The 19,327-nt window shown below is 73.8% G+C and carries 16 protein-coding genes; 7 read left to right on the forward strand and 9 right to left on the reverse strand.

Features of this window, described 5'->3' with window-relative positions:
• Positions 1-36: 36 nt before the first annotated feature.
• The 4 genes from ABFY03_RS14010 to ABFY03_RS14025 all read right to left on the reverse strand — a co-directional run bounded on the left by ABFY03_RS14010 (position 37) and on the right by ABFY03_RS14025 (position 6,305).
• Complete coding sequence (locus ABFY03_RS14010; protein ID WP_346170033.1) at positions 37-1,485, reverse strand: aminopeptidase; 1,449 nt, start codon at positions 1,483-1,485, stop codon at positions 37-39.
• 86 nt (positions 1,486-1,571) lie between these two features.
• Positions 1,572-2,000 carry a hypothetical protein gene (locus ABFY03_RS14015; RefSeq protein WP_319011398.1) on the reverse strand — a complete coding sequence of 143 codons (429 nt, stop codon included), beginning with the start codon at positions 1,998-2,000 and terminating at the stop codon, positions 1,572-1,574.
• Positions 2,001-2,083: 83 nt separating this feature from the next.
• Entirely contained in the window at positions 2,084-2,509 is a 426-nt protein-coding gene (locus ABFY03_RS14020; RefSeq protein WP_346170034.1) for a hypothetical protein, read from the reverse strand.
• 49 nt (positions 2,510-2,558) lie between these two features.
• Positions 2,559-6,305, reverse strand: coding sequence for an ABC transporter ATP-binding protein (locus ABFY03_RS14025; RefSeq protein ID WP_386723683.1), 3,747 nt, complete (start codon positions 6,303-6,305; stop codon positions 2,559-2,561).
• Between the two features lie 159 nt (positions 6,306-6,464).
• Here ABFY03_RS14025 and ABFY03_RS14030 point away from each other — a divergent pair, with 159 nt between their 5' ends.
• Positions 6,465-6,839, forward strand: a complete 375-nt coding sequence (locus ABFY03_RS14030) for a hypothetical protein (RefSeq protein WP_346170035.1) — start codon at positions 6,465-6,467, stop codon at positions 6,837-6,839.
• Between the two features lie 17 nt (positions 6,840-6,856).
• Here ABFY03_RS14030 and ABFY03_RS14035 read toward each other — a convergent pair whose 3' ends face one another.
• Complete coding sequence (locus ABFY03_RS14035) at positions 6,857-8,539, reverse strand: thiamine pyrophosphate-binding protein (protein WP_346170036.1); 1,683 nt, start codon at positions 8,537-8,539, stop codon at positions 6,857-6,859.
• Between the two features lie 78 nt (positions 8,540-8,617).
• Entirely contained in the window at positions 8,618-9,586 is a 969-nt protein-coding gene (gene speB / locus ABFY03_RS14040; RefSeq protein ID WP_031005861.1) for an agmatinase, read from the reverse strand.
• Positions 9,587-9,683: 97 nt separating this feature from the next.
• Here speB and ABFY03_RS14045 point away from each other — a divergent pair, with 97 nt between their 5' ends.
• Positions 9,684-11,123, forward strand: coding sequence for a PucR family transcriptional regulator (locus tag ABFY03_RS14045; RefSeq protein ID WP_346170037.1), 1,440 nt, complete (start codon positions 9,684-9,686; stop codon positions 11,121-11,123).
• Between the two features lie 8 nt (positions 11,124-11,131).
• Here ABFY03_RS14045 and ABFY03_RS14050 read toward each other — a convergent pair whose 3' ends face one another.
• Positions 11,132-11,737, reverse strand: coding sequence for a hypothetical protein (locus ABFY03_RS14050; protein ID WP_319011393.1), 606 nt, complete (start codon positions 11,735-11,737; stop codon positions 11,132-11,134).
• A gap of 163 nt (positions 11,738-11,900) precedes the next feature.
• On the opposite strand from ABFY03_RS14050, the gene ABFY03_RS14055 reads away from it, so the two are divergent.
• The 4 genes from ABFY03_RS14055 to ABFY03_RS14070 all read left to right on the forward strand — a co-directional run bounded on the left by ABFY03_RS14055 (position 11,901) and on the right by ABFY03_RS14070 (position 16,146).
• Positions 11,901-13,082, forward strand: coding sequence for a helix-turn-helix domain-containing protein (locus ABFY03_RS14055; RefSeq protein ID WP_346170038.1), 1,182 nt, complete (start codon positions 11,901-11,903; stop codon positions 13,080-13,082).
• A gap of 76 nt (positions 13,083-13,158) precedes the next feature.
• The gene (locus ABFY03_RS14060) at positions 13,159-14,316 is read left to right on the forward strand and encodes an acyl-CoA dehydrogenase family protein (RefSeq protein WP_319011391.1); all 1,158 of its coding nucleotides are present in this window, start codon (positions 13,159-13,161) and stop codon (positions 14,314-14,316) included.
• Complete coding sequence (tesB, locus tag ABFY03_RS14065; RefSeq protein ID WP_346170039.1) at positions 14,317-15,189, forward strand: acyl-CoA thioesterase II; 873 nt, start codon at positions 14,317-14,319, stop codon at positions 15,187-15,189.
• 21 nt (positions 15,190-15,210) lie between these two features.
• The gene (locus ABFY03_RS14070) at positions 15,211-16,146 is read left to right on the forward strand and encodes a cation diffusion facilitator family transporter (RefSeq protein ID WP_346170040.1); all 936 of its coding nucleotides are present in this window, start codon (positions 15,211-15,213) and stop codon (positions 16,144-16,146) included.
• Here the strand turns inward: ABFY03_RS14070 and ABFY03_RS14075 are convergent.
• Complete coding sequence (locus tag ABFY03_RS14075; RefSeq protein ID WP_319011388.1) at positions 16,143-16,925, reverse strand: phosphatase; 783 nt, start codon at positions 16,923-16,925, stop codon at positions 16,143-16,145. The two genes, ABFY03_RS14070 and ABFY03_RS14075, sit on opposite strands and share 4 nt — an antisense overlap.
• A gap of 115 nt (positions 16,926-17,040) precedes the next feature.
• On the reverse strand, positions 17,041-17,631 hold the full coding sequence (locus ABFY03_RS14080; RefSeq protein ID WP_319011387.1) for an SACE_7040 family transcriptional regulator: 591 nt from the start codon (positions 17,629-17,631) through the stop codon (positions 17,041-17,043).
• Between the two features lie 86 nt (positions 17,632-17,717).
• Between ABFY03_RS14080 and ABFY03_RS14085 the strand changes: the two genes are divergently transcribed.
• Entirely contained in the window at positions 17,718-19,325 is a 1,608-nt protein-coding gene (locus tag ABFY03_RS14085; protein WP_346170041.1) for a carboxyl transferase domain-containing protein, read from the forward strand.
• Positions 19,326-19,327 lie beyond the last annotated feature (2 nt).

A 19,327-nucleotide genomic window follows, 5' to 3' on the forward strand; every position in this document is an offset into this window, starting at 1 on the left:
GGTGCGGCTCCTCGCGGGGCCGCACCCTCCGGACGGCTACGGCCGCAGGCCGTGCTCCCTGGTCACGTCCTCGTCGACGGGCCGGTCGAGGCGGGCGTCGAAGCCGGCCAGCGGCTGGGCCGCCGCGACGGCGGGGGCGTCGACCCCGGCCCAGGCCAGGATGCGGGCGGTGGCCTTCTCCCGCTCGGCGTCGACGAGTCCGGCGACGTTGGCGCCGTGGTTGCCGCCGGGCGCGTAGTAGACGTAGCTGTCGCGGGCGCCCTTGTCGACGCGGAACGGCTCGGCGCCCCACGGGTCGTTCTCGCCGTAGACGAAGAGCATCCGGTTCGCGTTCTTGCGGACCCAGTCGTCGACGTCCCGCATGACCCACGGCTTGAACTTCATCGGGATCTCGCGGGGCACGAAGTTCGAGGCCGGCTGGTAGCCGTAGCGGTTCAGGCCGTCGAGGTGCGGCTGCCTGATGGTGGGCGAGCCGAGTTCGGTGGCCGCCTGGTAGTAGTACGGGGTGTAGTACTCCAGGCCCTGGTCGGAGTAGGCGGACCAGCCGGCGTACGCGTCGATCGTCTCGTAGACGGTGTCGTCGCTCGCGGTCTTCGCGTCCGGGATCGTGTCGCAGACGTCCTCGCCGTAGTACTGCCAGAAGCCCCAGACGAAGTCGAGGACGGTCGCCTCCCACGCCTTGTCGAGCGAGCCGACCGTGTTGAAGGTGGCGCCCTCGGTCTCGGCCCACGCCTTGAACTTCTCCTGGAGCGGGGCGCGGCGCAGCAGGGCCTCGCGCTGCATGGAGTTCAGGCGGTCGCGGCACTCCTTCGTGCCGACGTTCGCGAAGAACCGGTCGTAGGCCGAGTCCTCCTTGTTCACCACGTCGTTGGGGGCCACGTAGGCGACGACGCCGTCCATGTCGCGCGGGTAGAAGCGCTCATAGTAGGTGGCGGTCATGCCGCCCTTGGAGCCGCCGGTGGAGAGCCAGTTCTCGCCGTAGACCTTCTTCAGGGCGGTGAAGATGCGGTGCTGGTCGCTGGCGGCCTGCCAGATGTCGAGCTTGGACCAGTCGGCGGGGGCCGGGCGGGACGGCGTGAAGAAGCGGTACTCCATGGAGACCTGGTTGCCGTCGATGATCCGGGTCGGTTCGGACCGGCTCGGGGTGGTGCTCAGGCCGTAGCCGCTGGTGCGGAAGACGGTGGGGCGGTCGGTGCCCTTGTGGAGGACCGAGATCCGCTGCTGGAACGTTCCTGCCCAGGGGCGCTTGTGGTCGACCGGCTGCTCGAAGTTCAGGACGAAGTAGCGGTAGCCGGCGTACGGCTTCTCCTCGATCAGGCTCATCCCGGGGATCGCCAGCAGGCGGTCCTTGATGTCCTGGCTCTGCGCGTCCGCGACGATGCCGGCGGACTCCGTGTCCGCGGCGGTGGCGGTGGCCACGCCGGTGGAGCCCACGGTGCCTATGAGCACCGAAAGCGACAGCATCAGTCTCAGCGACTTACGCATGCACCCTCCCATGATTCACAACGGTGCCGTGAACCTAGCGGGGTGAACGTCCGGGCCGCCAGACCCGGTTGGGTCTTACCTGTGGTTCAGCACAGGATCCAGCCGGTGGCGGTGGAGCGGCCGGAGACGGTCGCGGAGGCGCGGACGCAGCGGTTCAGCGCGTGCACGGTCACCGGACCGGCCTGCCGGCCCCAGCGTCCGCTCACCACGGCGGCCCGGCCGCCGCGCGGCTGGAGGGTGACCTTCATCGGCCGGGGCGCGCCGGGCCGTTTGGCGAGGACGAGGGCGCAGGCGTAGTGACGGGTCCGGTAGAGGCGCAGCTCGCCGGTGGCGAAGGAGACGGTCCGGGTCGGCCGCCCCTGGCAGACGGAGATCGCGTCGGCGGTGCCGGTGCCGGGCCCGACCAGGGTCAGCAGCCCGACCGCGAGGGCGAGGACGAGGCCGTACGCGAGGGTTCTGCGGGCGGCCGCCGGGGCGTGCGTCCCGCGTCGTCGCTCCCCTGTGCCTGCGGACATGCCCGCTCCTCCCCCGTCGCCCGTTCTTCCGTACAGGCTTACGACGTCCGGGACGTCCGTACGGTTGCCCCCGGCGGTCCCGGTCACGGCAGGAAGTAGCCCATGACCAGGCACAGGAAGATCACCTCCGCGCCGATCAGCGTCCACAGGGCGGCCCAGCGGCCCCGGGTGGGCGGGGCGCCGTCCGGGACGGTGAGCGCCCGCAGCCAGGCGCCGCCCGCGACGGCCAGGGTGGTCGCGTACAGCCAGCCGGGGATCTGCCGGCAGGTCCCGCGCATCACGCACGCCGTGCCCGCCTCGGAGGAGAGGGCGAGCACGACGCCGAGCAGCGTGGCCGGCAGGAACAGCAGCCCGGCCCAGAGCGCGGCGCGGCGCAGCACCCGGGCTTCCAGATAGGGGATCCGGGCGGGCGCCGGGACGGGCGCGGGGGAAGGGGCGTCGGGCGCGGGGGAAGGGGCGTCGGGCGCGGGGGCCGGGGCGGGGGCGTTCGGGCCGCCGGTGTCGTTCATGACACCCGATCCAACCCGCGCCGCCCGGCCCTGTCATGAGCCCCCGTACTCAGATCGCGGCCGGTGCCTCCTCGGGCTCCGCCTCCGGGTCGGCCTCGCCGATGAAGGTGCGCCAGAGGGCGGCGTAGCGGCCGTCCCGGGCGAGGAGCTCGTCGTGGCTGCCGTCCTCGGCGACGCGGCCGTGGTCCATGACGACCACCCGGTCCGCGCGGGCCGCCGTGGTGAGGCGGTGGGCGACGATCAGCGTCGTGCGGCGGCCGGCGAGCCGCTCGGTGGCGGCGTTCACCTGCGCCTCGGTGGCCAGGTCCAGGGCGGCGGTGGCCTCGTCGAGGAGGAGGACGTCCGGGTTCACCAGCTCGGCCCGGGCCAGGGCGATCAGCTGCCGCTGGCCCGCCGACAGGTTCCGGCCGCGTTCGGCGACCTCGTGGAGGTAGCCGCCGTCCAGGGTGGCGATCATGTCGTGGGCGCCGGCCGCGCGGGCCGCCGCCTCCACCTCGGCGTCGGTGGCGCCGGGCCGCCCGTAGGCGATGGCGTCGCGGACGGTGCCGGCGAAGAGGTACGCCTCCTGGGGGACGACGCCGAGCCGGTGCCGGTACGAGGTCAGGTCGAGGTCCCGCAGGTCGGTGCCGTCCGCGGTGACCCGGCCGGACGTCGGGTCGTAGAACCGGGCGACCAGCTTGACCAGGGTGGACTTGCCGGCGCCGGTCTCGCCGACGAAGGCGACCGTCTGCCCGGCGGGGATCCGCAGGTCGATCCCGCTGAGGGCGGCCTCCTCGGTGCCGTACGCGAAGGAGACGTCCTCGAAGGCGATCTCGCCGCGCAGCGACAGCACCTCGCGGGGCTCCGCCGCGGCGGCCGTCGACGTCGGCTCCTGGAGCAGCTCCTGCATCCGCCCGAGGGAGACGGCGGCCTGCTGGTAGCCGTCGAAGACCTGGGAGAGCTGCTGGACGGGGGCGAAGAAGAGGTCGATGTAGAGGAGGTAGGCGACGAGGGCGCCGGTGGTGAGGGTGCCCGCCTCGATCCGGTTCGCGCCGACGATCATGACGGCCGCGGCGGCGGCCGAGGACAGCAGGGTGACGAACGGGAAGTAGACCGAGATCAGCCACTGGCCGCGCACGCGCGCGTCCCGGTAGGCGTCGCCGCGCTCGGCGAACCGGGCGGCGCCCGCCCGCTCCCGGCCGAACGCCTGCACGATCCGCAGGCCGGCGACGGACTCCTGGAGGTCGGCGTTGACGACGCTGATCCGCTCCCGGGCCAGCTCGTACGCCTTCACGCTGGAGCGGCGGAAGTAGTACGTGGCGACGGCGAGGACCGGCAGGGTCACGAAGACGACCAGGGCCAGCTGGAGGTCGAGGACGAGCAGCGCCGCCATGATCCCGAAGAAGGTGACGACCGAGACGAAGGCGGTGACCAGGCCCGTCTGGAGGAAGGTCGACATGGCGTCGACGTCCGTCGTCATCCGGGTCATGATCCGGCCGGTGAGCTCGCGCTCGTAGTAGTCCAGGCCGAGCCGCTGGAGCTGGGCGAAGATCTTCAGGCGGAGCGCGTACAGCACCCGCTCGCCGGTGCGGCCGGTCATCCGGGTCTCGGCGGTCTGCGCGACCCACTGGACGAGGACGGTGACCAGCGCGAGCGCGGAGGCGGCCCAGACGGCGCCGATCGCCAGCCGGTTCACGCCCTCGTCGATGCCGTGCCGGATCAGCACCGGCAGGAGCAGGCCCGCGCCCGCGTCGAGGGCGACCAGGCCGAGGCTGATGAGGAGCGGCGCGCCGAAGCCGCGCAGCAGCCGGCGGAGCCCGTAGCTCGCCTCCGGCTGGACGGCCCGGGCCTCGTCGACGTCCGGGGTGTCCGCGGCCGGCGGCAGCGCGGCGACGGCGGCGAGCAGCTCGGGGGTGGCGCCGGCCGCCTGGGCGTCCCGGTCGGGCGTCTCGTCCCGCACCCACAGGGTGGGGGTGATGCCGCGCTCGGCGTCGAACTCGGCGTCCAGCTCGGCCCGCAGGCCGTCGTCCTCCGCGGTGTCCGTCCCGGTCGCCGGGGTGTGCCCGGGCGAGACGCCGCCCAGCTCGTCGGGGTCGGTGAGGAGCCGGCGGTAGAGCGCGGAGCGCTCCTCCAGCTCCTCGTGGGTACCGAGGTCGGCGAGCCGGCCGCCGTCGAGGACGGCGATCCGGTCGGCGAGGCCGAGGGTGGAGCGGCGGTGGGCGATGAGGAGGGTCGTCCGGCCCGCCATGACGGCCTTCAGCGCCTCGTGGATCTCGTGCTCCACCTTGGCGTCGACGGCGGAGGTGGCGTCGTCGAGGACGAGCAGGCGGGGGTCGGTGAGGATCGCGCGGGCGAGCGCGATGCGCTGGCGCTGGCCGCCGGAGAGGGTGAGGCCGTGCTCGCCGACCTTGGTGGCGTAGCCGTCCGGCAGCTCGGCGATGAAGCGGTCCGCGCGGGCGGCCCGGGCGGCGGCCTCGACCTGCTCGTCGGTGGCGTCGGGGACGCCGTACGCGATGTTGGCGCGGACGGTGTCGGAGAAGAGGAAGGAGTCCTCGGGGACGAGGCCGATCGCGGCCCGCAGCGACTCCAGGGTCAGCTCGCGCACGTCGTGGCCGCCGACGAGGACGGCGCCGCGGTCGACGTCGTAGAAGCGGGGCAGGAGGAGGGAGACGGTCGACTTGCCGGAGCCGGAGGAGCCGACGAGGGCGACGGTCTCGCCCGCCCGCAGCTCCAGCGAGAACCCGTCGAGGACGGGCTTGCCGGCGCCGTCCCCGTCGCCGTAGCCGAAGGTGACCCCGTCGAACTCGACGGTGGCGGGGGCGTCGGCCGGCAGCTCCTTCGTGCCGTCCTGGATGGCCGGCTCGGTGTCGATCAGCTCGACGACCCGCTCCACGCCCGCGCGTGCCTGCTGGCCGACGGTGAGGACCATGGCGAGCATCCGGACCGGGCCGACCAGGGAGGCCAGGTAGGAGGAGAAGGCGACGAAGGTGCCGAGGGTGATCTGGCCCTTGTACGCGAGCCAGCCGCCGAGCGCGAGGACGGCGACCTGGCCGAGGGCGGGGACGGCCTGCAGGGCGGGGGTGTAGAGCGAGTTCAGCCGGATGGTCCGCAGCCGCGCGGCGAACAGCTTCCGCCCCGCCTCCCGGATCTTCCCGGTCTCCTGCTCCTCCTGCCCGAAGCCCTTCACGACCCGGACGCCCGTGACGGCCCCGTCGACGACGCCGGCGACCCCGGCGGCCTCCTGCTGGGCGGCCCAGGTCGCCGGGTGGAGCCGGGTGCGGCTGCGCTTGGCGATCCACCAGAGGGCGGGGGCGACGGCGAGGGCGACGAGGGTCAGCGGGATCGACAGCCAGGCCATCACGGCCAGCGAGATGAGGAACAGCAGGACGTTCCCGATGGTCATCGGGAGCATGAAGAGCAGGCCCTGGATCAGCTGGAGGTCGCTGGTGGCCCGCCCGACGACCTGCCCGGTGGACAGCTCGTCCTGCCGCCGCCCGTCGAGCCGCAGGATCGTCCCGTACATGTCGTCACGGAGGTCCCGCTGCACGTCGAGCGCGAGCCGCCCGCCGTAGTAGCGCCGGATGTACGTCAGGACGTAGACGAGCACGGCGGCGCCGAGCAGCAGCCCCGTCCACACGGCGAGGGACCGCGTCCCCGCCCCGATCACGTCGTCGATGATCACCTTGGTGATGAGCGGCACGAGCGCGAGCAGCGCCATGCCGGCCAGCGACGAGCCGAGCGCGAGCACCACGTCCGCCTTGTACCGCCAGGCGTACGACCACAGCCGCCGCGCCCACCCCTGCTCCCGCTCCACCACCACGTGGCGCCTCCCGTCCGTCCTGGTCTACCGGAAGGCGACAACGTGCCCCACGTGCGATTTCATCCCGCCGCAACAAATCCCGGCCGGAAGTCCTAGGACCTCCGGCCCCGGGGTAGGAACCGTGCACACGACCGCACGACGGGAAGGGGACGTCCCATGGGACGGGTCGAGGACGGAACGCCGTACCGCTGGGGACAGCTCTACGCGGCGCTGGTCGCCGTCAGGGGGCTGGCGAAGGGCGGGCGGGTCGTGCCCGCCACGGAGCGGGAGACGAAGGACGCGACCGGGGCACCCCGGGGCACGTTCGAGGCCATGCTGCCGCACCTCGGGATACAGGTCCTCACCGCCCGGCAGAAGGGCGGGAAGGTCGCCGAGGCGACCGAGACGGCCGTCGCCGACATCGGGCGGCTGATACCGCCGGAGCACATGTCACGGGGCGGGCTGAAGCCCCCGGAGGCGGCGGCGTTCCGGCTGGGGTACGCGGAACGGACCGCCGCCTACCGCAAGGAGTGGGAGGACGTCGTCGACTGACCTCCGCCCGCCGTCGGTCAGAGGTGGGTCGGTTCGAACATCTTCAGGAGGGCCGGGAGGACGACCACCGAGGGGCCGGGGGTGGCGAGGGACTTCGACAGGTCGGCGGCGAGGGTGTCGGGGGTGGTGCGGACGGCCGGGACGCCGAAGGACTCCGCCAGGGCGACGAAGTCGGGGCGGGCGAGGTCCGTGCCGGTGGTCGCGCCGTACGCGTCCGTCATGTACTCGCGCAGGATGCCGTAGCCGCCGTCGTCGACGATCAGCCAGGTGACGTCGAAGTCGTACTGCCGCGCCGTCGCCAGCTCCGCGATCGAGTACATCGCGCCGCCGTCGCCGGAGACCGCGAGGACCGGCGTCGTCGGGTCCGCGGCCGCCGCGCCCAGGGCGGCCGGGTAGGCGTAGCCGAGGCCGCCGGCGCCCTGCGCGGAGTGCATGGTGTTGGGGTGCCGGGCGTCGAAGGCCGACCAGGCCCAGTAGGACAGGATCGTCATGTCCCAGAAGCTGGGCGCCCGGGACGGCAGCGCCTCGCGGACCGCCGCCACCAGCCGGTGCTCCAGGTCCAGGTCCTGGGCCGCCAGGCGGGTGCGGATCCTCGACAGGACCTCGGCGACCCGGGCCGGGGCCGTCGGGTCCGTGCGGGGCTCCGTCGTCTCCAGGAGCGCCTGGAGCGCGAGCCGCGCGTCGGCGTGGACGCCGAGCGCCGGGTGGTTGGACTCCAGCTTGCCCGCGTCCGCCTCGATCTGGATCACCCGGCCGCGCGGGGCGAAGGTGTGGTAGTTCGAGGACAGCTCGCCGAGTCCGGAGCCGACGACGAGGAGGACGTCGGCGTCCTCCAGGAAGTCGGTGGTGTGCCGGTCCTCCAGCCACGACTGGAGCGAGAGCGGGTGCGTCCACGGGAAGGCGCCCTTGCCGCCGAAGGTGGTCGCCACCGGCGCGTCCAGCCGCTCCGCGAGCGCCCGGAGCTTGCCCGCGGCGTCCGAGCGGACGACCCCGCCGCCGGCGATGATCGCCGGGCGTGCGGCGGTCGACAGGAGGTGGGCGGCGACCGCCGTCAGCTCGGGGCGCGGGACGACGTCCTCGGGCGTCGCGTCCATCGCCGTGACGACGGGCAGCGTCGTCTCCGCGGTGAGCACGTCCTGCGGGATCTCGACCCAGACGGGGCCGTGCGGGACGGTGAGCGCCGACTCCCAGGCCGCCGCGATCGCGGACGGGATCTGGGAGTGCGTACGGACCGTGTGGACGGACTTCACGACGTCCCGGAAGCTGGCCCGCTGGTCGCGCAGCTCGTGCAGGTAGCCGTGCCGGCCGCCGCCGAGCCCGGCGACGGGGATCTGGCTGCCGATGGCGAGGACCGGCGCGGAGGCCGCGGCGGCCTCCTGGAGCGCGGCCAGCGACATGAGCGCGCCGGGGCCGGTGGAGAGCAGCAGCGGGGCGGCCTCGCCGGTGATCCGGCCGTACGCGTCGGCGGCGAAGCCCGCGTTGTTCTCGACGCGGAGGCCGACGTAGCGGAGCGACGAGCGGCGCAGGGCGTCGAACATGCCGAGGGCGTGCTGGCCGGGGAGACCGAAGACGGTGCTCGCGCCGAGGCCGGTGAGGGTCTCGATGACGAGGTCGCCGCCGGTGCGGCCGGGGGGCGGGTTGAGGGCGGCCTCCGTCTGCGCGGGCGTGGGGCGCAGGACCAGGTCGTGGTCGTGGGTCATGGGGCCGGTTCCTCCCGGGCGTGGTCGGGCTCGTACGCGAGGGGTGCCCGGCCCCGCGGGGCCGGGCACCCCCGGGCATTATCGGCTCGCCGCGATCTGGCGGCTCATGATCGTGGTCAGTTCGTACGCCGTGTGCGAGGCGGCGACCGCGGTGATCTCGGCGTGGTCGTACGCCGGGGCGACCTCCACCACGTCCGCCGAGACCAGGTTGCAGGAGGAGAGGCCGCGGAGGATCTCCAGGAGCTCGCGGGAGGTCATGCCGCCCGCCTCGGGGGTGCCGGTGCCGGGGGCGTGGGCCGGGTCGAGGCAGTCGATGTCGATGGAGATGTACAGCGGGCGGTCGCCGATGCGCTGGCGGAGCTGGTCGGCGACCTCGTCGGCGCCGCGGCGGTAGATGTCCGCCGACGTGACGATGCCGAAGCCCATCTTCTCGTCGTCGGTCAGGTCCTGCTTGCCGTACAGCGGGCCGCGGGTGCCGACGTGCGAGAGCGCCTCGGTGTCGAGGATGCCCTCCTCGACGGCGCGGCGGAACGGCGTGCCGTGGGTGTACTCGGCGCCGAAGTAGGTGTCCCAGGTGTCCAGGTGGGCGTCGAAGTGGAGCAGGGCGACCGGGCCGTGCTTCTTGGCGACCGAGCGGAGCAGCGGGAGGGCGATGGTGTGGTCGCCGCCGAGGGTCATCATGCGGGCGCCGGTGCCGAGGAGCTCGTCGGCGGCGGCCTCGATGGTCTCGACGGCCTCGTTGATGTTGAACGGGTTGACGGCGATGTCGCCGCCGTCGGCGACCTGGGCGAGGGCGAACGGGGAGGCGTCCTGCGCCGGGTTGTACGGGCGCAGCAGGCGGGACGCCTCGCGGATCGCGTTGCCGCCGAAGCGGGCGCCGGGACGGTAGGAGACGCCGGAGTCGAAGGGGACGCCGACCACGGCGATGTCGGCGGTGCCGACCTCGTCGAGCCGCGGCAGCCGGGCGAACGTCGCGGGACCGGCGTACCGCGGGACGCGGGAGGAGTCGATCGGGCCGCGCGGGGTGTTCTGGTCGCTGCTGCTCATGGGGGGTGCCTCCTGGCTGTCGTCGGGGTCCGGCTCGACGGTAAGTCGCCCGAAAGCCACATTGAAGTGTACGTTTCCTCCACCGCGGAGGCCGGAGATGTACGAAGGGACCATGCCCGTGACCGTCTCGGAGCCGAGTGCCACTCCCCCGGCGCCGCCGGTGCCGCTCGCCGCGCTGCTGGCCCGCCGGGAGCTGGGCCTGCGGCTGCTCGCCGGCTCGGACGAGGTGGCGCTGCACTGGGTGCACACCACGGAGATGGCCGACCCGTATCCGTATCTGCTCGGCGGCGAGCTGCTGATGACGGCGGGCGTACAGCTGGCGGATCCGGGGCGGTTCGTGGCGCGGGTGGTGGAGGCGGGCGCGGCGGCGCTGGGCTTCGGGGTGACGCCGGTGTACGACACGGTGCCGGCGGAGCTGGTGGACGCCTGCGCGCGGCACGGGCTGCCGCTGGTGGAGGTGCCGCCGCGGACGCCGTTCACGGCGGTGGCGCGGGCGCTGTGGCGGCTGATGGCGGAGGCCCGGCTGCGGGAGCTGCGCCGGGTGACGGAGGCCCAGCAGTCGCTGGCGACGGCGGCCGCGCGTCCGGCACCGGTTCCGGCGGTGCTGGGGGCGCTGGCGTCCCGGCTGGGCGGCCGGGCGGTGCTGTTCGGCGCGGACGGCTCGGAGTCGGCGGCGGCCGGCCGCGAGCTGCCGGCGGAGGCGGCGCGGGCGCTGGCGGAGCTGGCGGGGGTGGTCGGTCCCCGGCCCGGCGGTCCGGCGTCGGCGAGCGGCGAGGGCGGCGGTCTGAAGCTGGCGGCGTACGCGCTGGGCGGCGGCGACGGGCTGGCCCTGGGGGTGGCGACGGAGCGGCGCGAGCCCGGCGACCACACGGTGGCGGGGGTGGCGGTGGTGCTGCTGTCGCTGCTGACGGCCCCGCACGGCGCCACCGACGCGTCGGTGCGGGACGGGGCCCTGACGAGGGTGCTGCTGGGCGCCCCGCCCGGGGAGGCGGCGGCGTCCCTGTCGGCCGGCCCGTGGACGGTGGTGCACGCGCGGGGCGGCGACGGCACCCCGTTCGCGGCGGCCGCCCTGGCGGCGGCGCTGGGCACGGCGCTGGTGGACGCGGGCCCTCCCGTACGGCTCCTGCTGCCGCCGGGCGCGCCCGTGACGGCCCAGCCGGGGTGGACGCTCGGCGTGAGCGCCCCGTCCGCCGCCGCGGAGCTGGCGGCGGCGGACGCGCAGGCCGCGCGGGCGCTGCGGCGGGCGGAGGCGTCCCGGGAGGCGCTGGTGCGGCACCGCGCGAGCGGCCTCGCCGGGCTCGTCGACCCGGCGGAGGCCGCCGCCCACGCCCGCGTGCTCCTCGCTCCCCTCGGCGAGGTGCAGGCGGAGACGCTCCGCACGTGGCTGTCCCTGCACGGCAGCTGGGACCGCACGGCCGCCGCGCTGGGCGTCCACCGCAACACGGTCCGCCAGCGGATCGCGCGCTGCGCGGTCCTCCTCGACCGCGATCTGGACGACGCGGACGTGCGGATGGAGCTGTGGTTCGCGCTCCGGTGAGGAGCGGGTCAGTACAGCTTGTTGACGGCCGTCTTCGTGGTGGTGCGGAAGGCGCTCAGCGGGGCGTCCTTGAAGTCGCCCATCTGGCCCCAGCGGACGAAGGTGACGGTGCGGCCGTCGCGGCCGACGGAGAAGAGGTGGATGTCGGTGTTGCCGATCTGCCGGTCGGCGGTGTCGAGGCTGTAGACCCAGGCGCCCTCCTCCACGGCGAGCTTGCCGTGGTAGGCGCTGACGGCGTCCAGGCCCGGGTTCTGCCGCTCCAGGAGGGGGCCGCAGCCGGCGAGGGCCTTGCGGAGGGTGTCGACCAGCTTCACCGCGTCGGCCTCGGTGCGGGCGACGGTGGTGATCTGGACGCCGTTGGTGTCGAGCTCGGTGCTGAACTCGCGGTAGCGGGTGTTCTGCGCCGGGATCTTGTACGGGGCGCAGAGGGCGCCGCCGTTCTCCGGGACGCCGGTGAAGATCGGGGTGGCGGTCCACGGCGTCGAGGACGGCGGCATCTGGGAGGCGGAGAGGAAGGCCGGCTGGGCGGCGGCCTGCGCCGGGGCGGCGGCGAGCGCGCCGAGGCCCAGGGCGGCCGCGGCGGCGGTGGCGAGTGCGGTGCGGAGCGTGTTCATGGTCAGGGATCCCCCGTCGGTCTTTCGGTCAGTGCTCGACCAGCGTCGGGCCGGCGCCCGGCCGCCCGCAACGGTGACGCGCCCGCCTTCCGTCCCGGAACCGTTTCACCCCTGCTGACGTGCAGGGATGTGAAGGGGTGGAACGCAGAGCCAGGGGGATGGAATGCCGAAGGACGCCGCCGTCGAGGAGTTCGCGCGGCTCGTGCGCGCGCTGAAGGCGCGGGACGGGAGGAGTTACGAGGCGCTGGGCCGGCGCCTGAGCGTCAGCGCGTCCACGCTCCACCGCTACTGCTCCGGCGCGACCGTCCCGGAGGAGTTCGGCGTGCTCGACCGCCTCGCCCTGCTGTGCGGGGCGGACGAGGAGGAACGGCGTGCCCTGGAGGCGGCGTGGACCCGCGCCTCCGCCGCCCGCCGCCCGCCCGTGCCCTCGCCTTCGCCCTCGCCCGCGCCCGCGCCCGCGCCGGGATCCCAGTCGGCACCGGGCGCGGAGCCCGAGCCCGCCCCGGTGCCGGCCCCCGAGCTCAGGCCCGGTTCCGCACCCGAGCACGAGCTGGAGCCCGTGCACGCGCGCGTGCCGGGCCTCCCGTCCGAGCGGCGGCGCCGGCGGTGGGGGTGGGCGGGCCTGGTCGGCGGGGCGCTCGCGGTCGTGGCGGCGGTGACGCTCGGAGCCGTACTCCTGCCCCGGGAAGCGCCGGCACCGGCGCCCGCGCCGCTGACGTGGACCGTCTCCTCGCACCTCTGGAACTACGGGTGCGGACACACCTACCTCGTGGAGCGGACGCCCCCTCCCCCGCCGGAGGCGGCCGACGCGCGGAGCTGGGCGGCGGCGCAGGGGGCCGTGCACGGCGGGGAGACGCTGGTGCGGGTGTCGGTGCAGGGGAAGGGCGCCGCGGCCGTCGTGCTCCAGGCGCTGCACGTGCGCGTGGTGGGGCGCGAGGCGCCGCTGCCGTGGGCGGGATACCGGATGGACGACGGGTGCGGCGGGGCCGTGACGCCGCGCCGCTTCGAGGTGGACCTGGACCGGCCGCGGCCGGTGGCGCGGGCGCTGGACGGCTACGACGCCTCCGGCCAGGAGGGCCGGACGCTGCCCGCGGTCTCCTTCCCGTACGCGGTCACCGCCGCCGATCCGGAGGAGCTGCTGGTCTCGGCGCGGACCGCCGGGTGCGACTGCCGCTGGTACCTGGAGCTGGAGTGGAGCGCGGAGGGGCGCCGGGGCACGGTCCGGATCGGCGACGAGGACGGGGCACCCTTTCGGACCAGCGGGGCGAAGGGGAGGCCCCTGTACGGGTACGACTCCGTGGGGCGGGCCTGGATCACAGGCGAGGAGTCTGGACAGCACGGGTGACCGCTGGGTAACTTCGGAGAAGACATACTGAGCAAGCGCTTAGACAACCAGACCGCACACCCGGAGGAGTCGCACCGTGCGCCGTACCGTATTCAACGAGGACCACGAGGCGTTCCGGGAGACCGTCCGGGCCTTCATCGAGGCCGAGGTCGTCCCCGTCTACGACGAGTGGTTCGCGGCCGGCCAGGCGCCGCGCGACTTCTACTACAAGCTCGGTGAGCTGGGCATCTTCGGCATCAACGTGCCCGAGGAGTTCGGCGGCGCCGGCCTCGACACCCACAAGTTCGAGGCCGTCCTCTACGAGGAGACCTCCCGCGCGGGCGTCTCCTTCGGCGGCTCCGGCGTGCACGTGCTGCTCGCCCTCCCGTACATCAAGATGCTCGCCACCGGGGACCAGAAGAAGCGCTACCTGCCGAAGTTCGTCACCGGCGAGGAGATGTGGGCCCTCGCGATGACCGAGCCGGGCACCGGCTCCGACGTCGCGGGCATGAAGACCACCGCCAAGCTCTCCGAGGACGGCACCCACTACGTCCTCAACGGCGCCAAGACCTTCATCACCGGCGGCGTCCACGCCGACCGCGTGATCGTCTGCGCCCGCACCTCCGCCCCGTCGGCCGAGGACCGCCGCTTCGGCATCTCCCTCTTCGCCGTCGACACCAAGTCCGAGGGCTACTCGATCGGCCGCAAGCTCGACAAGCTCGGCCTGAAGACCTCCGACACCGCCGAGCTCGCCTTCGTCGACGTCAAGGTCCCCGTCGAGGACCTGCTCGGCGAGGAGGGCAAGGGCTTCTCCTACCTCGGCCACAACCTCGCCTCCGAGCGCTGGGGCATCGCCTTCGGCGCCTACGCGCAGGCCGCGGCCGCGATCCGCTTCGCCCAGCAGTACGTGCAGGAGCGCACCGTCTTCGGCAAGCCGGTCGCGTCCTTCCAGAACACCAAGTTCGAGCTGGCCGCCTGCCAGGCCGAGGTCGACGCCGCCCAGGCCGTGGCCGACCGCGCCCTGGAGGCCCTGGACGCGGGCGAGCTGACCCCGGCCGAGGCCGCCTCCGCCAAGCTCTTCTGCACCGAGGTCGCGCACCGCGTCATCGACCGCTGCCTCCAGCTGCACGGCGGCTACGGCTACATGAACGAGTACCCGATCGCCCGCCTGTACGCCGACAACCGCGTCAACCGCATCTACGGCGGCACCAGCGAGATCATGAAGTCGATCATCGCCAAGAGCATGGGCCTGTAAGTGCCCGAAGCACCTTCCGCACTGGATGACCTGCTCGCTCTGCTCGACCTGGAGCGGATCGAGCAGGACATCTTCCGGGGACAATCCCGGTCCGCGATCGTCCCTCGCGTCTTCGGCGGCCAGGTGGCCGCCCAGGCGCTGGTGGCCGCGGGCCGGACCGTCCCCGCGGACCGGCTCGCCCACTCGCTCCACGCGTACTTCCTCGTACCGGGCGACCCCGGGGCGCCGATCGTCTACGAGGTCGACCGGATCCGCGACGGCCGCTCCTTCACCACCCGCCGGGTGGTGGCCATCCAGCACGGGCAGCCGATCTTCCACCTCTCCGCGTCCTTCCAGGCGGACGAGGAGGGGCTCGACCACCAGGCGGAGATGCCGGCCGCGCCCGACCCGGAGTCGCTGCCGACCGCCGAGGAGATGCTCCCCCGGCACCTGCCCGAGCACGTCGCCCGGCGGCTGGTCGAGGCCCGCGCGGCCGTCGACCTGCGGTACGCCGAGACCCCGCCGTGGGGCACCGTCGGGGAGCCGCGCGAACCGCGCTCGCAGGTGTGGTTCCGCACCAACGGCAAGCTCTCCGACGACCCCCTGCTGCACGTCGTGCTCGCCACCTACGTCTCCGACATGACGCTGCTCGACTCGGTGCTCCTCGCCCACGGGCGGGGCGGCTGGGCCGTCGGCGACGTGGTCGGCGCCTCGCTCGACCACGCCATGTGGTTCCACCGGCCCTTCCGGGCCGACGAATGGCTCCTCTACGACCAGGAGTCGCCGTCCTCCTCCGGCGGGCGCGGCCTCGGCCAGGCCCGGATCTGGACCCGGGACGGGCGACTCGCGATCTCCGTCATCCAGGAGGGTGTCGTTCGCGTCCCGCGCCGCTGACCGGACATACCGTCCGATGTCATGACGGACGTCAGGGCCGACAACGGCGAAAGCACCCTCACGGTGATCGTGGCGGCGGTCGCGAACCTCGGGATCGCCGCCGCCAAGGCCGTCGCCGGCGTCATCAGCGGGTCCAGCGCGATGCTGTCGGAGGCGGCCCACTCGGTCGCCGACACGGTCACCGAGGTCATGCTGCTCACCGCGCTCAAGCGGAGCGAGAAGCCCGCCGACGAGGACCATCCGGTCGGCCACGCCGGCGAGCGGTACGTGTGGGCGATGCTCGCCGCCGTCGCCACCTTCGTCGGCGGCGCCGTCTTCTCGGTCTACGACGGCGTCCACACCCTCACCCACGGGGAGGAGCCGGGCGACCCGCTCGTCTCCTACCTCGTCCTCGCCGTCTCCTTCGTCCTGGAGGGCTTCTCCCTGCGGACCGGCGTCCGGCAGGTCAAGGCGGAGGCGGAACGGATGCGGGCCCCCTTCGCCCGGTACCTGCGGCTCACCCCCGACACCACCGTGAAGGCGGTCGTCCTGGAGGACTCGGCCGCCCTCGCCGGCCTGATGCTCGCCGCGGGCGGCCTGCTCGGCGGCCAGCTCACCGGCTCCGGCGTCTGGGACGGCGTCGCCTCGATCATGATCGGCTGTCTGCTGGTGTACGTGGCCTGGACGCTGGGCCACGCCAACGCCCAGCTGCTCATCGGCCGCCCGCTGCCGCCCGCCCTGCGGGCACAGGTGCGGGAGGAACTGCTGGGCGTCCCGCACGTGGTGGACGTCCTGGACCTGATCACCCTGATCCAGGGCCCCGGCGAGGTCATGATCGCCGCGAAGGTCGACTTCCGGGACGTGGTGACGGCGGCCGAGGTCGAGCGGGCCTGCGAACAGGCCGAGACGCGCCTGCGGGCCCGCCTGCCGTCGGTGCGCCGGGTGTACCTGGACCCGACGCCGGGGTCGTCGTCCTAGCCGAGCAGCCCGGCGGCGTTCAGCAGATAGGCCGTCATGGGCTCGTAGAAGCGCGGGTCGACGACGTGGTCGTCGAGCGGCACGGTCACCTTCATCGTCCCCTCGGCCTCGGCCAGGAAGAGCGCCGGGTCGTTGCAGTCCGCGTAGCCGACGGAGTCGATGCCGCGCTGGGCTGCGCGGCCGGCCCAGCCGTGGTCGGCGACGACCAGGTCCGGCGCGGCCTCGCCGAGCAGGGCGAGGCCGTCGAGGATCGCATTCATCGGCTCGGGCGAGTGGGTGTGCCAGAGGCTGGCGCCGCGCTCGAAGACGGCGACGTCCGCGAACTGCACGACGTACCCCTCGTCGGCGACGAGCCCGCCCGGGATCCGCACGATGTCGCAGCCCTGCGCCCGGAGCGCGGCGGCGACCCGGCTGTGCGCGTCGATCAGCGCGCCGGGGTGGCCGGTCGCGAACAGCACCCGCTCCTGCCCGGCGGCGGCCTGCTTCAGCCGGGCCGCCATCCGGTCCAGGGCGTCCACGGTCAGCTCGGGGTCGATGGTGTCCTGGCCGACGCGGTGGGCGGGGTCGTCGACGACGCCGCAGCGCTCCGCCATCACGGCGAGCACGTCCTGCTCGTCCGTCCACCGGTCGCCGAGCTCCAGACCGAGCCAGTAGTGCCGGTCGCCGTTGGCGAGCTTCCGGTAGTGGTCCAGGTTGTTCTCACGGGGCGTGGCCACGTCCCCCGCGATCCGGCTGCGGAGGAGGTGCTCGACGAGGGCGTCACGGCTGAGTATCGGCATGGGCCTCATTCTGCCGGGCCGGAGCCCCCACCGTGCCGGACGCCCACACTCCGGCCGGCCGGGGCCCCGGCGGCGTCCGACGGCGGCCGCCCCGACCCGCCGACCGTCCCGGCCGTCAGACCGTCAGGGCGTCGAGGGCGCCGTGGGCCAGGTTGCGCAGCAGGCGTTCCAGGTCGGCGCGGGCGAGGGGGGTGCCGAGGTGGGGGGTGGAGTTGAGGAGGCCGAAGACGGCGTGGACGGCGGCGCGGACCTCCGGCTCGCCCGCCTCCGGGTGGAGGGCGCGGACGACGTCCACCCACAGCTCGACGTACTGCCGCTGGAGCTGCCGGACCCGCTTGCGGTCCTCCTCCTTGAGGCGGTCGAGCTCGCGGTCGTGGAGGGTGATGAGCGGCCGGTCGTCGAGGGCGAAGTCGATGTGCCCGTCGATGAGGGAGGCGAGCAGCGCCGCCGGGTCTCCGTCCGAGGCGGCGGCCCGCAGCCGGCCCCCGTCGAGCAGCCGCTCGCTGATGCCGACGAGGAGCTCGGCGAGCATCGCGTCCTTGCCGGGGAAGTGCCGGTAGAGACCGGGGCCGCTGATGCCGACGGCTGCCCCTATCTCGTCGACGCCCACGCCGTGGAACCCGCGCTCGGCGAAGAGGCGCGCGGCCTCCTTGAGGATCTGCTCGCGGCGCGTCGACGCGTCCATCCGGGTCGGGCTCGTGGTCATGGATTCGATTCTAGACAACCCGGTTAGCGGTCGTTAACCTGAACCCGTACGTTAACGCTCATTAACCGAACAAGGGAGATCGGTCGATGCAGCAGGCACCTGTGCTGTCGAGTGCGGCGGATCCCGCCTCGCCGGCCTGGCGGGCCAACGAGGCGGCGCACCACGAGCTGGCCGCGACCCTGCGCGCCAAGCTCGCCCAGGCCGCCCTCGGGGGCGGTGAGAAGTCCCGGGCCCGGCACACCGCGCGCGGGAAGCTGCTGCCGCGCGACCGGGTGGACACCCTCCTCGACCCGGGCTCGCCGTTCCTGGAGCTGGCGCCGCTGGCGGCGAACGGCATGTACGGCGACCAGGCCCCGGCGGCCGGGGTGATCGCGGGCGTCGGGCGGGTCAGCGGCCGCGAGTGCGTGATCGTCGCCAACGACGCGACGGTCAAGGGCGGCACCTACTACCCGATGACGGTGAAGAAGCACCTCCGGGCCCAGGAGGTGGCGCTGGAGAATCGTCTCCCCTGTCTCTACCTGGTCGACTCCGGCGGCGCGTTCCTGCCGATGCAGGACGAGGTCTTCCCGGACCGCGAGCACTTCGGGCGGATCTTCTACAACCAGGCCCGGATGTCCGGCGCCGGCATCCCGCAGATCGCGGCGGTCATGGGCTCCTGCACGGCCGGCGGCGCGTACGTCCCGGCGATGAGCGACGAGGCCGTGATCGTCCGCAACCAGGGGACGATCTTCCTCGGCGGGCCGCCGCTGGTGAAGGCGGCGACCGGCGAGGTCGTCACGGCGGAGGAGCTGGGCGGCGGCGAGGTCCACTCCCGCATCTCCGGCGTCACCGACCACCTCGCGGAGGACGACGCGCACGCCCTGCGGATCGTGCGGAACATCGTGGCGACCCTGCCCGAGCGGGGCCCGCTGCCGTGGAAGGTCGAGCCCGCCGAGGAGCCGAAGGTCGACCCGTACGGGCTGTACGGCGCCGTCCCGGTCGACTCCCGCACCCCGTACGACGTGCGCGAGGTCATCGCCCGCGTGGTGGACGGCTCCCGCTTCCAGGAGTTCAAGTCCGAGTACGGGCAGACGCTGGTCACCGGCTTCGCCCGGATCCACGGCCACCCGGTCGGGATCGTCGCCAACAACGGCATCCTGTTCGCCGAGTCCGCCCAGAAGGGCGCGCACTTCATCGAGCTGTGCGACCAGCGCGGCATCCCGCTGGTCTTCCTCCAGAACATCACCGGCTTCATGGTCGGCAAGGCGTACGAGCACGGCGGCATCGCCAAGCACGGCGCCAAGATGGTCACCGCTGTCGCCACCACGCGCGTGCCGAAGCTGACGGTCGTCGTCGGCGGCTCCTTCGGCGCGGGCAACTACTCGATGTGCGGCCGGGCCTACTCCCCCCGCTTCCTGTGGATGTGGCCGAACGCCAAGATCTCCGTCATGGGCGGCGAGCAGGCCGCCTCGGTCCTCGCCACGGTCAAGCGCGACCAGCTCGGCGACGACTGGAGCGCCGAGGAGGAGGAGTCCTTCAAGGCGCCGATCCGCGAGCAGTACGAGACGCAGGGCAGCGCCTACTACGCGACCGCCCGGCTCTGGGACGACGGCGTGATCGACCCGCTGGAGACCCGCCAGGTGCTGGGTCTCGCGCTGACCGCCTGTGCCAACGCGCCCCTGGGTGAACCCCAGTTCGGCGTCTTCCGGATGTGAGG

The sequence above is a fragment of the Streptomyces roseofulvus genome (genome assembly GCF_039534915.1).
Classification (GTDB): Bacteria; Actinomycetota; Actinomycetes; order Streptomycetales; family Streptomycetaceae; genus Streptomyces; species Streptomyces roseofulvus.